Consider the following 12,098-nt stretch of genomic DNA (forward strand, 5'->3'; position numbering starts at 1 on the left):
CAAGGGCCGGTGTCTGGCCCGATCCTTTGGCCGGAGGTACGCCGCATGCTTGATCGAAGCCAGGGCCGTGTCACAACCGGCTTCCAGCCCGGCCGGGAGGTCGCCGCCATGCCGAACGACCAAGCCTCGCTCGCCGCCCTTTATGGCCCCGTCCTGGCCGGGCTCTGCGCCGAGGAGTTGCGGGAGCGCCATCCGCGCATCCAGGCCGCCGCCGCGGCCGGGGATTTTCGCACTCTGTTGTCCGAGGCCCATGCCCTGCGCGGCGTCGCCGCCAATTTCGGCCTCGGCGTGCTCGCCGAGGATCTGCTGACGGTGGAGATGGCCGCGCGGCAGCAGGATTCCGGCGGGCTGCATGGCGCGCTCGGCAGGTTGCCGGGCGAGGTGGCGAAGGCTCTGGCGGCCCTCGGCCAGGGTTGATCAGTAGACCAGTGCCGCGCTCAGCCCGTGCCGGGTGCCGGCGCGGGCCAAGGTGCCGTCGACTTTGGCGACGGTGAGAAATCCGTTCACCTCGGCCACCCAGGGCGCATCCCCCCGTGGTACGGCATAGGCGTATAGCGCCTCGCCGAAGCGGTCCGGCGGCTCGATTACCCGTGCCCAGTCATGCACCGTCACCATGCGGCGGGTATAGGCGAAGTCGCTCATGAAGACGTCGGCGCGGCCGGCCTGAAGCTCCGACTCGCGGGTGCGCGGCGGCCGGACGACGAGCAGCTCGGCCGCCTTCAGGCTGCGGCGCAAGAGCGGCTCCATCAGCGTGCCGGCGGCGACGGCGACCACGGTGCCGACCGTGTCGATGTCCTCCCAGCGGGTGATGCGGTTGCTCTCCCGCGTCGTCACCGCATGGACCGCGCTGGTCATGTAGGGCTTGGAGAAGGCGACGCGCTGCTGCCGGGTGGTTGAGATGCCAACCCCCATCATGGCGATGTCGCAGGTACCGGCCTCGATCCTGTCCATGAACTCGGCGAAATTCGTCTCGACGAAACGCGGCTGGACCAGCAGGCGATTGGCAAGCGCCCGCGCCATGTCGATGTCGAGCCCTTCCAACTCGCTGTTGCGCGGGTTGCGGTAGCTGACGGCGAAGTAGTCCGGCCAGATGCAGATGGCGATCTCGCCCCGGCTGCGGATGAGGGAAAGGCGGTCGGGCACGGCCGGCGGCTCGGTGGCGGGGCGGGCCGGGGCCGGAGCGGGGATTGCGACGGGCGGCCGGGCACCCGGGCGGTTCGTCGCTTGGCCGAGGGCCGCATTCATCTCGAAAAACCATACCAATGGTGCAATAAGGGATGCGGCAATGCACCTTTTTGCGAAACTGGACGCCCTCATCCGCCGGTCCCTCCGTCTTGGCGCCTCCAAGCCGGCGGAGCCGCGGCCCTGGTTGCTGTTCGGCGCCGGGGCGATCCTGGTCGCCGCCTGCCTGGTGGTGATTTACGGCATCGTCCTCCGGCGCGGCCAGCAGGATGCGTTGGCCGAGGCCGAGAAGTTGACCCAGAGCGTCGCCGCCGCACTGTCCGACCAGCTCACCCGCGCGACCCAGACCGTGGAGTTGATCCTCAACGACATGGCGGAGAGCCCGCGCGAGCCGGGACCGGGCGCCTTCGGCGAAACCATGGCCAATCGGCTGCGCGACCTGGCGCAAATTCGCGCCATGGTCGTGACCGACGCCGCGGGACGGGTGACCCAGGCCACGGTCGATTCCCTGCGCGAACTCACGGTCGGGGAGCGGGAGTGGTTCCGCGTGCTGCGCTTCGGCGGCCAGCCGATTCGCCTCGGGGCGCCGGAGGCGGGGCGCTATCTCGGCACCGGCAGTGCGGCGATCCTCGAGAGCCGGCTCTGGACCATCCCGCTCGCCCGCGCGCTGCGCTCGTCACGCGGGGAATTCGAAGGGGCGGCCGTCGCGCTGCTGAACCTCGACTACTTCAACGGCGTCTCGCGCCGCTATGCCGAGGCCTTCGGCGTCACCGTGCGGCTGCACTCGACCAGCGGGCAGCTCCTCGCCCGCTCCGACGGCAGCACCCGGGGCGTCGGGCAACTCCATTCCAGCGCCTGGCTGTTCCGCGACTTCCTGCCGCGGCGGGAGATCGGCACCTTCCAGGGGCTGGACCAGGACGGCAGGCCGGTGATCGCCAGCTTCGCGGTAACCCGGCAGGGCAGCTTCGTCGTCGAGGTGGCGCGGGCCAGGGCGGATGCCTTCGCAGCGCTGCGCCAGCTCGGGCTGGTGCTCGGCGGCGGCGTGGGCGCGGCGGCGGCCGCCACGCTGGCGGCGCTCTGGATGATGGTGCGGCTGGCCGAGACGCTGCAGCGCCAGGGCACCCGGCTTGCCCGCAGCGAGCAGGAGGCTGTCGCCGCCAGCCGGGCGAAGGAGGACTTCCTCGCCGCCATGAGCCACGAGATCCGCACGCCGATGAACGGCGTCATCGGCATGTCCGGCCTGCTGCTGGACACCGAGCTCGACCCGGTGCAGCGGCGGTATGCGCAGACCATCGCTGGCTCAGCCGAGCACCTGCTGATGGTGCTGAACGACATCCTCGACTTCTCGAAAATCGAGGCGGGGATGATGGAGCGCGAGGAGGTGCCCTTCACCATCGAGACGGAGCTTTCTACCATCGTCGAGCTCTTCGCGCCCAAGGCGGCGGCGAATGGGGTGGAGCTGGTCTGCTCCCTTTCGCCCAGCATGCCGGTGCGGGTGGTGGGGGACCCCGGGCGGTTCCGGCAGCTGCTGTTCAACCTGGTCGGCAATGCGGTGAAATTCACCGAGGCCGGCTGGATCGAGCTGGGACTTTCGGCCGAGCGCGAGGGCGAGGGATGGCGCCTCGCCTGCCGGGTCAGCGATACCGGCATCGGGCTCGAGCCGGAGAAGATTCCGCTGCTCTTCGAACGCTTCACCCAGGCCGATGCCTCGATCAGCCGCAAATACGGCGGCACCGGGCTCGGCCTCGCCAGCTGCCGCAAGTTGGTGGAGGGCATGGGTGGCAGCATTGGCGCGGCGCAGCGGCCGGGCGGGGGCAGCGTCTTCCGCTTCGACCTGCTGGTCGGCGTGGCGCCGGAGCAGGCGGGGGAGGCGCGCGAATCGCGGCCGCTCGCGGGCAAGCGGGTGCTGGTGGTCGACGACCTGGCGCTCAACCGTGAGATCCTGACGCGTCAGCTGATGGTGCTCGGCGCCGAATCCGCGGCGGTTGAGGCGGGGGAGGCGGCGCTTGCCGCGCTGGAGGAAGGGCGGGCCGCTGGCCGGCCCTTCGCCGCCGTCGTGGTGGATGCCGACCTGCCAGGCGAGGAGGGGCAGGAGCTGGCGCGGCGCATCCGGGCGGCAGCGGGCGAGGCGCGGCCGGCGATCATTCTCTGCGCCAGCGCAGGCGAGGCGGTGCGCGATCCGCCGCCGCCTGGGCTGGTGGAGGCGGTGCTGCTGAAGCCGGCCCTGCCTGGGCGGTTCCGCGAGGCTCTGGCCCAGGCGCTGGGCGGGACGGAGGCTGCGCGGCCGGCCCCGGTGGCGGCCCCCACGGCGGAGGCGCTGGGGCTCAAGGCGTTGCTGGTGGAGGACAACGCCACCAACCAACTTGTCATGCGCACTATCCTCCAGCGCGCCGGGTGCGAGGTCGAGGTGGCGCCGGACGGGGCCGAGGCGGTGGCGGCGGCGCGGCGTGAAGCATTCGACGTGATCCTGATGGACCTGCAGATGCCGGTGATGGACGGGCTGGAGGCGACGCGCCAGATCCGCCGCAGCACCGGGCCGAACCGGCGGACCAAGATTATCGGGCTGACGGCGGCGGTCGGCCCGGTCTTCGAACGGCAGTGCCGGGATGCCGGGATGGACGAGTATCTCGGCAAGCCGGTCCAGCGGGCGGCGCTGCTGGCCATGCTCGGCTTGATCGAACCGGCACGGCCAGCCTGAGGCTTACCCGCGGGCGATCCAGGGCATCTTGGACGCGGCAATGGTAACGAACTGGATGTTCGCATCCAGCGGCAGGTTCGCCATCATCAGGATCGTGCTGCCGACATGGGCGACGTCGAAGGTGGGCTCCACCTTCATCTCGCCACTGGGCTGCTTCACGCCCTTGGCCATGCGGGCGGTCATCGGCGTCGCCGCATTGCCGATGTCGATCTGGCCGCTGACGATGTCGAAGGCGCGGCCGTCGAGCGCCAGCGTCTTGGTGAGGCCGGTGATGGCGTGCTTGGTCGAGGTGTAGGCGACGCTCTCCGGCCGTGGCACATGGGCGCTGATGCTGCCGTTGTTGACGATGCGGCCGCCCTGCGGGGATTGCTGCTTCATGATGCGGAAGGCGGCCTGGGCGCAGAGGAAGCTGCCGGTCAGGTTCACCTGGACGACGCGGGCCCAGTCCTCATAGGCAAGGTCCTCGATCGGGCCGGCGGGAACGTTGCCGCCGGCATTGTTGAAGAGGAAGTCGAGGCGGCCCCAATCCGCCTTCAGCTTGTCGAACAGGGCGTTGACGGATTGCGGGTCGCCGACATCGGTGGGCACGGGGATGGCGCGCGAGGCGGCGTCGCCGGCGAGGCCCACCGTCTCCTCCAACGCGTCGCGGCGCCGGCCGGCGAGGGCGACGGTCCAGCCGCCGCCGAGCAGGGCGAGCGCCGCGGCGCGACCGACGCCGGAGCCCGCGCCGGTGACGACGGCATATTGGGTGGTCATGGCTGTGTCTTTCCTAGCTGTTCGGGCCGCGGCCCATGCCGATGGGCTGCCAGCGGCGAAGCTGGGTATTCTGGAGCACGGACGGGTTGACGCAACTCATCGGCCACTTGCCCTGGAGGACGAGGGCCAGCTCGCTGCCGACGCGGCGCTTGCGGGCCTCGTCGAACCGGGCGCTGGCGCTGGCGACATGGGCGGTCAGCGTCACGTTCTCCATGCGTAGCAGCGGGTTGTTGTGCGAGGGCGGCTCCACCTCCAGCACGTCGAGCGCGGCATGGGCGATCCAGCCCTCCTGCAGCGCCTTGATCAGCGCCTCCTCCTGCACGGTCGGGCCGCGGCCGGTATTGATGAAGACCGCGGAGGGCTTCATCAGGCGGAAATGCTGCTCCTTCAGCATGTGATGCACCTCGGGCCGCGCCGGGGCGTGCATGCTGACGAAGTCGGATTGCGAGAGCACTTCGGTGAGCGTCGCCGGCTGCACGCCGTATTCGGAGATCTGCATCTCCTCGACGAAGGGATCATAGGCCATCATCCGCAGGCCGAAGGGCGCGGCGCGACGGGCGACGGCGCGGGCGACGCGGCCGAAGGAGATGAAGCCGAGGGTCTGGCCCATCAGGCGGGGAATCTTCAGAAGCGCCGGGCGGCCTTCCTTCCAGCGGCCGTCGCGCACCATCTCGTCCTGCTCGATCAGGCGGCGGAAGCCGGCCAGCAGCAGGGTCATCGCATGGTCGGCAACCTCCTCGATGAAGGTGTCCGGGATGTTGGTGACTGGAATGCCGCGCGCGGTCGCCGCCTTCACGTCGACGCTGTCGACGCCGACGCTGCCGAGGGTGATGACCTTGCAGCTTTGCAGTGCGTCGATGATCTCCTTGGTGATGGGGATGCCCTTGGCGTAGATGGCATCGGCATCCTTGGCGGCGGCAATGAAGCCGGCGGTGTCGGTCGGGGCTTCGACGATCTCGGCGTCGAGCCCGTCCAGCGCCTCGCTCTCCAGCGCGTAGCCGCCGCCGGCGACGGTGAAGCTGGCGCCGGCCGGCGTGACGATTCGGTATTTGGCCATGGGTACGTCCCTCTTACTTCGGCGGCCGCGCGCGGATGGCGGCCTCGTTCACCTCGACGCCCCAGCCGGGGCCGGTCGGCATCACCAGCTCGCCATTCTCGATCACCGGCGGCGGCGTGAATTCGTCGCGCCAGGAGACGCTGTCGATGTCAATCTCCATGACGCGGAGATTGGGGATGCAGGCGCTGAAGGTGGCGCTGATCATGCTGCACAGGTTGCCGTAGAAGTTGTGCGGTGCGCAGTTGACCTCATAGACGTCGCACATGGCGGCGATCTTCATCGATTCCGCGAGGCCGTTCCATATGACGTCGACGATGCCGACATCCATGGCGTAGTGCTCGAGGAAGGGCCGGAATTCACGGCGACCGTGCAGCGTTTCACAGGAGGCGATGGGGCAGGGGGCCATGCGCTTGATCGTCGCCAGTGCCGCCGCGTCATGGCTGTCGATCTCAAGCCAGGTCAGGTCGAATTCGGCGACGGCCTCGGCAACGCGCTGGAAGCCCTCGGTGCGGAAGTGGAAATTGGTGTCGAGATGGATGTCCATCTCCGGACCCACGGCATCTCGGATCGTGCGAAGATGGTGTCTTAGCTGGGCCAGCGTCCGATTGTCCCAGTTCAGCTCCGGCCAGCCGGCATGGCGCCCGAAACCGGGGGAGTACTGGTAGAGCAGCCCGTCCGCGCCGGGGATGAGGATGTTGGTCTTGAGGCCGCGGAAGCCCATCGCCGTCACCTCGGCGGCGTGGCGGGCGACTTCCTCGTAGTCGGACAGCGGCGGCACGCCCATGTGCTTGGCGTTGCGCACGCGGTAGCTGCCGAAATGCGACCAATAGACGGGGATGCGCTCGCGGATCGGGCCGCCGAACAGGGCGGCGACGGAGATGCCGCGGGCGCGGGCGGCGATGTCGAGCAACGCATTCTCGATCGCGGCGATGGCCTGCTGGTTCAGTCCGCCCCGGGACTGGCGGGTCATGACATGCAACCAGGCCGTCACCTCCTCCCAGCGGGTCGGGTCGCGGCCGATGACAAGAGGCGAGAGGCCCTCGATGACGGCGGAGAGGCCGGTGCTGCCAAAGCTCTCATTGTATTCGGACCAGCCGGTGAGGCCGTCATCCGTCGTGACCTTGAGGAAGGAGAACAGCCGCCAGCCGGCATCCGCGCGCAGCGTCTCGATCCGGGCGATCTTCATCGCATCCTCCGCTTCCTCACCCCTGGCGCCAAGCGAAGCATGGCCGCGGCGGCTCCACAAGACGCCGGGGCGGGGTTAGCCTGCCTTCATTGAGGGAGGATGCGATGGGCAAGCTGAGTGGCAAGATCGCCTGGGTGACCGGAGCCGGCAGCGGCATCGGTGAGGCTGTGGCGGAGCGTTTCGCCGCCGAAGGCGCCGTGACGATCCTGACCGGACGCCGGGCGGAGAAGCTGGAGGCGGTGGCCGGGCGCATCCGCGCTGCCGGCGGCACGGCGCATGTGCGGCCGGCCGACCTGATGAAGGCGGCGGAGGTGCAGAAGGTCGCCGATGGCATTGGGCAGGAATTCGGGCGGCTCGACCTGCTGGTGAGCAATGCCGGACTTAATGTGGTGGAACGGAGCTGGAGCAAGCTGATGCCCGAGGGAATCGACGAGCTGATCCAGGGTAACCTCTCCTCCGCCTTCTACGTGGCGCGAGCGGTGCTGCCAGTGATGCGCCAGCAGGGCGGCGGGGTAATGATCCATACCGCTTCCATGGCCGGCCGGCATGTCGGCGTGATGAGCGGCGGCGGCTACTCGGCGGCGAAGCACGGCGTCGTCGCCATGAGCCACAGCATCAATATGGAGGAATGCGTCAACGGCATCCGCTCCACCGCCTTCTGCCCTGGCGAAGTGAACACCGAGATCCTGAAGAAGCGGCCGAACCCGCTGAGCCAGGAGGAGCTGAACCAGATGCTGCAGCCCGCCGATTGCGCCGAGTTGCTGCTCACCGTGGCGACGCTGCCGCCGCATGTGACGATGAACGAGGTCTGGCTCACCCCGACCCATAACCGCGGCTATGTCGCGGCGCTGGGTCGGAAGCTGTAGCCGGCTACTCCTTCACCGCACCGGTGAGGGAGGAAACGTAGTAGTCGACAAAGAAGGAATAGAAGATGGCGACGGGCAGCGAGCCGAGCAGGCTGCCCGCCATCAGCGCGCCCCACTGATAGACATCGCCGGAGACCAGTTCGGTGAGGATCGCCACCGGGACGGTCTTGTTCTCGCTGCTCTGGATGAAGGCGAGAGCATAGATGAACTCGTTCCAGGACAGCGTGAAGCTGAAGATGCCGGCCGAGATCAGCCCCGGCACGGCGAGGGGCAGGGTGATCTGGCGCAGGATCTGCAAGCGCGTCGCGCCGTCGATCAGGGCGCATTCCTCGAGCTCGTAGGGGATCGACTTGAAGTAACCGATCAGCAGCCAGGTGCAGAAGGGCACGAGGAAGGTCGGGTAGGTGAGGATCAGCGCCAGCGGGCTGTCGAAGAGCCCCAGGCGGAAGACCATCGTCGCCAGCGGGATGAAGAGGATGGAAGGCGGCACGAGATAGGCGAGGTAGATCGCCAGCCCGACATACTGGCTGCCCTTGAAGCGCAGCCGCTGGATCGCATAAGCCGCGAGCGTCGAGGCGAAGAGCGAGAGAAAGGTGGCGCAGACCGCCACCGTCATCGTCGTCACCAGCCAGTGCGGATAGGCCGTGTTGAACAACAGGTGCTTGATGTGATCGAGCGTCGGCGAGCCGATCCAGAAGGGGTTGTAGGTCTTGTAGTCGAAGAGCTCGGCATTCGGTTTGAAGGCCGTCACCGTCATCCAGTAGAAGGGAAAGAGCAGGATGAGGAGGAAGCAGGCAAGCGGCAGGTAGATCGTCACCATCCGCCGCGCCTTGTTGTCCCAGGCCATGGCCTCGGGCTGGGCGGTGGCGGTGTTGCTCTGCGGGGCCTCGGGCAGTACGGCGGCGTCAGTCATTGCCTTCTCCTTGCTGCCACTTGCGCCGGGCCAGGCCGAAATAGCTGAAGAGCGTTGCGAAGACGAGGAAGGGGATCATCGAGACGGCGATCGCCGCACCTTCGCCGAGCTGCCCGCCGGGGATGCCGCGCTGGAAGGCGAGCGTCGCAAGCAGATGCGTCGAGTTCACCGGGCCACCGCGGGTGATGGCATAGACGAGCTGGAAGTCGGTGAAGGTGAAGATGATGCTGAAGGTCATCACGATCGCCAGGATCGGCATCAACATCGGGAAGGTGATGTAGCGGAAGCGCTGCCATCCGGTGGAACCGTCGAGCAGCGCCGCCTCGTAGAGCGAGGGCGAAATGGTCTGCAGCCCGGCCAGCAGCGAGATGGCGACGAAGGGAATGCCGCGCCAGATATTCGCCGCGATCAGCGAGAAGCGCGCCGGCCAGGCGCTGCCGAGGAAGTCGATGTAGTTGTCGAGAATGCCGAGCTTGTCGACCAGCAGGAAGGAGATGATCGAGAATTGCGGGTCGTAGATCCACCAGAAGGCAATGGCGGAGAGCACCGTCGGCACGATCCAGGGCAGCAGGATGATGGCCCGCAGCAGCGACTTGAAGGGCAGGTGGTTGTTCAGCAGCAGCGCCAGCCAAAGGCCGAGGGCGAATTTCCCGATGGTCGCGATGCCTGTGTAGAAGACGCTGTAGAAGACGGCGTTCCACCACAAAGGATCTTCCAGTAGATACTGGAAATTCTCGATTCCGACCCAGTAGCCGCTGCGGCCGATCGTGGTGTCGGTGAAGGCGAGCCAGATGCCGAGGCCCAAGGGATAGGTGAGGAAGACCAGCAGCAGCCCCGCCGCCGGCAGCAGGCAGGCGAAGGCGAGGAAGGGCTTCCAGTCGAACAGCCGGACCAGCCAGTTGGCTTGCTGCTGCGGCTTGGTCCAGGCCGGTGCGGTAGTGGCGGACATGCGTGGCTCCCCGGTCGGGGGCGGCGCCGGGATGGCGCCGCCCGCGCGGCTCAGCGGCGGAAGTAGCGGCGGGCGCGGCGCTCGGCCTCGCGCGCGGCGGCCTCGGGCGTCGACTGGCCGGAGGCGACGGCGGCGCACATCTGCACCATGACGTAGTCGGCCGTCGCGGCGCCCGTCGCCTCGGAGAGCGGGCCCTTGTAGCCGTTGTAGAAGGTGCTGCGCATGGTGTTCCTGAACAGCGCCACCTTCGGGTCGCTGGTCCAGACCGCGCTGGCGTCGTAATTCGCCAGCGGATGCGCCCAGTAGCCGAGGTTCGCGTTCAGCCAGGGATCGTACTGCTCCCGCTCCAGCATGAATTGCAGGAAGGCCTTGGAGGCATTCGGGTAGCGGCTGTGCTTGAACAGCATGGCGTTCAGCGTCAACCCCGCCATGGGCGAGGCGCTCAGGACGCCCTTCGGCAGTTCCTGATGTTCGGTGTCCTGAGCGATGGGTGCCGTCGCCGGGTCGTTCTTGATGCTGAAATAGAGCGAGACGCCGTTAGACGTCATCCAGCATTCGCTCGCCGCATAGGCGCGGTTGTTGCTGATGTCGCCCCAGGACAGCGTGCCCGGCACGAAGGTCGGGTACAGCTCCTTCAGGTAATTGAGGGCGTTGAGCGTCTCCTTGCTGTTGATCGCGACCTTGCCCTCCTCGTCGACGAGGAAACCGCCATGCGACCAGATCAGCCAATTGGCGAAGCCGTTGCCGTCGCCGACCGCGTTGCCGAGGGCAAAGCCAGCGGGCTTTCCGGCAGCCTTGAGCTTCTTGCAGAGGTCGAGATAGGCGGCATGGTCGTCCGGGATGCGGTCGAAGCCAGCCGCGGTCACCGCCGATTTGCGGTACACCGTCGGGCCGGCCGTCGCGCCGAAGGGAAGGCCGATCCAGTTGTTGGTGCCGTGCTTCTTGCCGTAGCGCTCGGCCAGTGCCAGCCAGCCGCCATAGCGCTTGCCGAGATAGTCGGCGACGTCGGTCAGCTCCACCAACTTGTCCTGGTAGATATGCGGCGCGTCGCCGAAGCCGATGATCATGTCCGGCCCGGCGCCGGTATTGGCCGTCACCGCCGTCTGCTGGGTGATATCCTCCCAACCGACGAAGTCGACGCGGACCTGCACGCCGGTCTTTTGCGTGAACTTTGCAGCATTGGCGCGGAACACCTCCTCATCCGGCTGGACGAAGCGGACGGGGCGCAGCATTCGAAGCGTGGCGCCGCTCTCGATCTGCAGCCGTGGCTCTGGCATGTCGGCGGCCTGGATCGGCGTCTGGGCGGAGGCGCGGAAGGCGGAGAGCGCGGCGGCGGAGAGGCCGAGCTTGAGCGCGGCGCGCCGGTTGATGATGTGCATTCCCTGTCGTTTCCCCTTGGTCTTGTTGATTATGCGGCAAGCCGCCGGCCGGAGCCGGACTCGAAGAGATGCACCAGCCCCATCTCGGGCATGATGCGGATGGTCTCGCCCGGGCGGGCGGTGACGCGTTCGCGGAAGGCGCAGGTCAGCGGCGTCTCGCCGATGCGGGCGACGACCTGGGTCTCGGAGCCGGTGGGCTCGACGAGGACGACGGTGGCCGGGATGCCGTCCTCGCGGAGCTGGATGTGCTCGGGGCGGATGCCGTAGATGCTGGCCTCGCCGCGGGCGCTCTGCGGCAACGGCAGAACGGCGCCGCCTTCGGCCTGGAAGCCGCCCTCGCCGGGGCCGCCCTTCACCAGGTTCATCGCCGGCGAGCCGATGAAGCCGGCGACGAAAAGGTTGGCGGGGCGGTCGTAGAGTTCGAGCGGGGGGCCAACTTGCTCGACATGGCCGCCATTCATCACGACGATCTTGTCGGCCATGGTCATGGCCTCGATCTGGTCATGCGTCACGTAGACGGTGGTGACGCGGAGGCGCTGGTGCAGCTCCTTGATCTCGGCGCGCATCTGCACGCGCAGCTTGGCGTCGAGGTTGGAGAGCGGCTCGTCGAAGAGGAAGACCTGCGGGTTGCGGACGATGGCGCGGCCCATGGCCACGCGCTGGCGCTGGCCGCCGGAGAGCTGGCGCGGGTAGCGTTGCAGCAGCGCCTCCAGCCCCAGGATCTTGGCGGCCCGGCCGACCTCCTGCTCCATCACCTCCTTTGGCGCCTTGGCCAGCTTCATCGAGAAGGCCATGTTGTCGAAGACGGTCATGTGGGGATAGAGCGCGTAGTTCTGGAACACCATGGCGATGTCCCGGTCCTTCGGCGGCACGTTGTTCACCACGCGCGGGCCGATGGCGATCTCCCCGCTGGTGATGTTCTCGAGCCCGGCCAGCATGCGCAGCAGGGTGGACTTGCCGCAGCCGGAAGGCCCGACCAGCACCACGAATTCCCCATCCGCGATATCGACATTGACGCCGTGCAGCACCTGCACGGGGCCGAAGGCTTTCCGGACATTGCGGATCTCGACGGTGGCCATTGGTCCTCCCTGGTGGACGCAGCGGTTCTTCTG

The 12,098-nt window shown here is 67.9% G+C and carries 11 protein-coding genes; 3 read left to right on the plus strand and 8 right to left on the minus strand.

The annotated features are described in order from the left end of the window. Nucleotides 1-45 precede the first annotated feature (45 nt). Nucleotides 46-417, plus strand: a complete 372-nt coding sequence (locus JMJ56_RS01665) for an Hpt domain-containing protein (protein WP_202829866.1) — start codon at nucleotides 46-48, stop codon at nucleotides 415-417. On the opposite strand, the gene JMJ56_RS01670 is transcribed toward JMJ56_RS01665, so the two are convergent. After that, nucleotides 418-1,245, minus strand: a complete 828-nt coding sequence (locus tag JMJ56_RS01670; RefSeq protein WP_202829867.1) for a substrate-binding periplasmic protein — start codon at nucleotides 1,243-1,245, stop codon at nucleotides 418-420. A gap of 40 nt (nucleotides 1,246-1,285) precedes the next feature. Between JMJ56_RS01670 and JMJ56_RS34730 the strand changes: the two genes are divergently transcribed. Continuing rightward, nucleotides 1,286-3,880: a hybrid sensor histidine kinase/response regulator gene (locus JMJ56_RS34730; RefSeq protein ID WP_202829868.1), complete on the plus strand. Its 2,595-nt coding sequence runs from the start codon at nucleotides 1,286-1,288 to the stop codon at nucleotides 3,878-3,880. A 3-nt stretch (nucleotides 3,881-3,883) separates the two neighbouring features. On the opposite strand, the gene JMJ56_RS01680 is transcribed toward JMJ56_RS34730, so the two are convergent. From JMJ56_RS01680 to JMJ56_RS01690, 3 genes are read right to left on the minus strand one after another with little or no spacing between them, the layout of a single operon-like run. Then, nucleotides 3,884-4,636 carry an SDR family oxidoreductase gene (locus tag JMJ56_RS01680; protein WP_202829869.1) on the minus strand — a complete coding sequence of 251 codons (753 nt, stop codon included), beginning with the start codon at nucleotides 4,634-4,636 and terminating at the stop codon, nucleotides 3,884-3,886. Nucleotides 4,637-4,649: 13 nt separating this feature from the next. Next, entirely contained in the window at nucleotides 4,650-5,693 is a 1,044-nt protein-coding gene (locus tag JMJ56_RS01685) for a C-terminal binding protein (protein WP_202829870.1), read from the minus strand. Between the two features lie 13 nt (nucleotides 5,694-5,706). Then, on the minus strand, nucleotides 5,707-6,879 hold the full coding sequence (locus JMJ56_RS01690; RefSeq protein WP_202829871.1) for a mandelate racemase/muconate lactonizing enzyme family protein: 1,173 nt from the start codon (nucleotides 6,877-6,879) through the stop codon (nucleotides 5,707-5,709). Between the two features lie 104 nt (nucleotides 6,880-6,983). Between JMJ56_RS01690 and JMJ56_RS01695 the strand changes: the two genes are divergently transcribed. Next, entirely contained in the window at nucleotides 6,984-7,745 is a 762-nt protein-coding gene (locus JMJ56_RS01695; protein WP_202829872.1) for an SDR family oxidoreductase, read from the plus strand. A 4-nt stretch (nucleotides 7,746-7,749) separates the two neighbouring features. On the opposite strand, the gene JMJ56_RS01700 is transcribed toward JMJ56_RS01695, so the two are convergent. From JMJ56_RS01700 to JMJ56_RS01715, 4 genes are read right to left on the minus strand one after another with little or no spacing between them, the layout of a single operon-like run. Next, the gene (locus JMJ56_RS01700; protein ID WP_202829873.1) at nucleotides 7,750-8,658 is read right to left on the minus strand and encodes a carbohydrate ABC transporter permease; all 909 of its coding nucleotides are present in this window, start codon (nucleotides 8,656-8,658) and stop codon (nucleotides 7,750-7,752) included. After that, on the minus strand, nucleotides 8,651-9,607 hold the full coding sequence (locus tag JMJ56_RS01705; RefSeq protein WP_202829874.1) for a carbohydrate ABC transporter permease: 957 nt from the start codon (nucleotides 9,605-9,607) through the stop codon (nucleotides 8,651-8,653). Before JMJ56_RS01705 ends, JMJ56_RS01700 begins: the two co-directional genes overlap by 8 nt. Nucleotides 9,608-9,657: 50 nt before the next feature. Continuing rightward, nucleotides 9,658-10,986, minus strand: coding sequence for an ABC transporter substrate-binding protein (locus JMJ56_RS01710; RefSeq protein WP_202829875.1), 1,329 nt, complete (start codon nucleotides 10,984-10,986; stop codon nucleotides 9,658-9,660). A gap of 29 nt (nucleotides 10,987-11,015) precedes the next feature. Beyond that, nucleotides 11,016-12,065: an ABC transporter ATP-binding protein gene (locus JMJ56_RS01715; protein WP_202829876.1), complete on the minus strand. Its 1,050-nt coding sequence runs from the start codon at nucleotides 12,063-12,065 to the stop codon at nucleotides 11,016-11,018. Between the last annotated feature and the right edge of the window lie 33 nt (nucleotides 12,066-12,098).

Source organism: Belnapia arida, assembly GCF_016773205.1.
Lineage (GTDB): Bacteria > Pseudomonadota > Alphaproteobacteria > Acetobacterales > Acetobacteraceae > Belnapia > Belnapia arida.

What these genes read in the sequence shown, in the direction of transcription:
- JMJ56_RS01690 (WP_202829871.1), bottom strand. Translation starts at nt 6,879, where the DNA reads ATGAAGATCGCCCGGATCGAGACGCTGCGCGCGGATGCCGGCTGGCGG.
- JMJ56_RS01715 (WP_202829876.1), bottom strand. Translation starts at nt 12,065, where the DNA reads ATGGCCACCGTCGAGATCCGCAATGTCCGGAAAGCCTTCGGCCCCGTG.
- JMJ56_RS34730 (WP_202829868.1), top strand. Translation starts at nt 1,286, where the DNA reads ATGCACCTTTTTGCGAAACTGGACGCCCTCATCCGCCGGTCCCTCCGT.
- JMJ56_RS01665 (WP_202829866.1), top strand. Translation starts at nt 46, where the DNA reads ATGCTTGATCGAAGCCAGGGCCGTGTCACAACCGGCTTCCAGCCCGGC.
- JMJ56_RS01705 (WP_202829874.1), bottom strand. Translation starts at nt 9,607, where the DNA reads ATGTCCGCCACTACCGCACCGGCCTGGACCAAGCCGCAGCAGCAAGCC.
- JMJ56_RS01685 (WP_202829870.1), bottom strand. Translation starts at nt 5,693, where the DNA reads ATGGCCAAATACCGAATCGTCACGCCGGCCGGCGCCAGCTTCACCGTC.
- JMJ56_RS01710 (WP_202829875.1), bottom strand. Translation starts at nt 10,986, where the DNA reads ATGCACATCATCAACCGGCGCGCCGCGCTCAAGCTCGGCCTCTCCGCC.
- JMJ56_RS01700 (WP_202829873.1), bottom strand. Translation starts at nt 8,658, where the DNA reads ATGACTGACGCCGCCGTACTGCCCGAGGCCCCGCAGAGCAACACCGCC.
- JMJ56_RS01695 (WP_202829872.1), top strand. Translation starts at nt 6,984, where the DNA reads ATGGGCAAGCTGAGTGGCAAGATCGCCTGGGTGACCGGAGCCGGCAGC.
- JMJ56_RS01680 (WP_202829869.1), bottom strand. Translation starts at nt 4,636, where the DNA reads ATGACCACCCAATATGCCGTCGTCACCGGCGCGGGCTCCGGCGTCGGT.
- JMJ56_RS01670 (WP_202829867.1), bottom strand. Translation starts at nt 1,245, where the DNA reads ATGAATGCGGCCCTCGGCCAAGCGACGAACCGCCCGGGTGCCCGGCCG.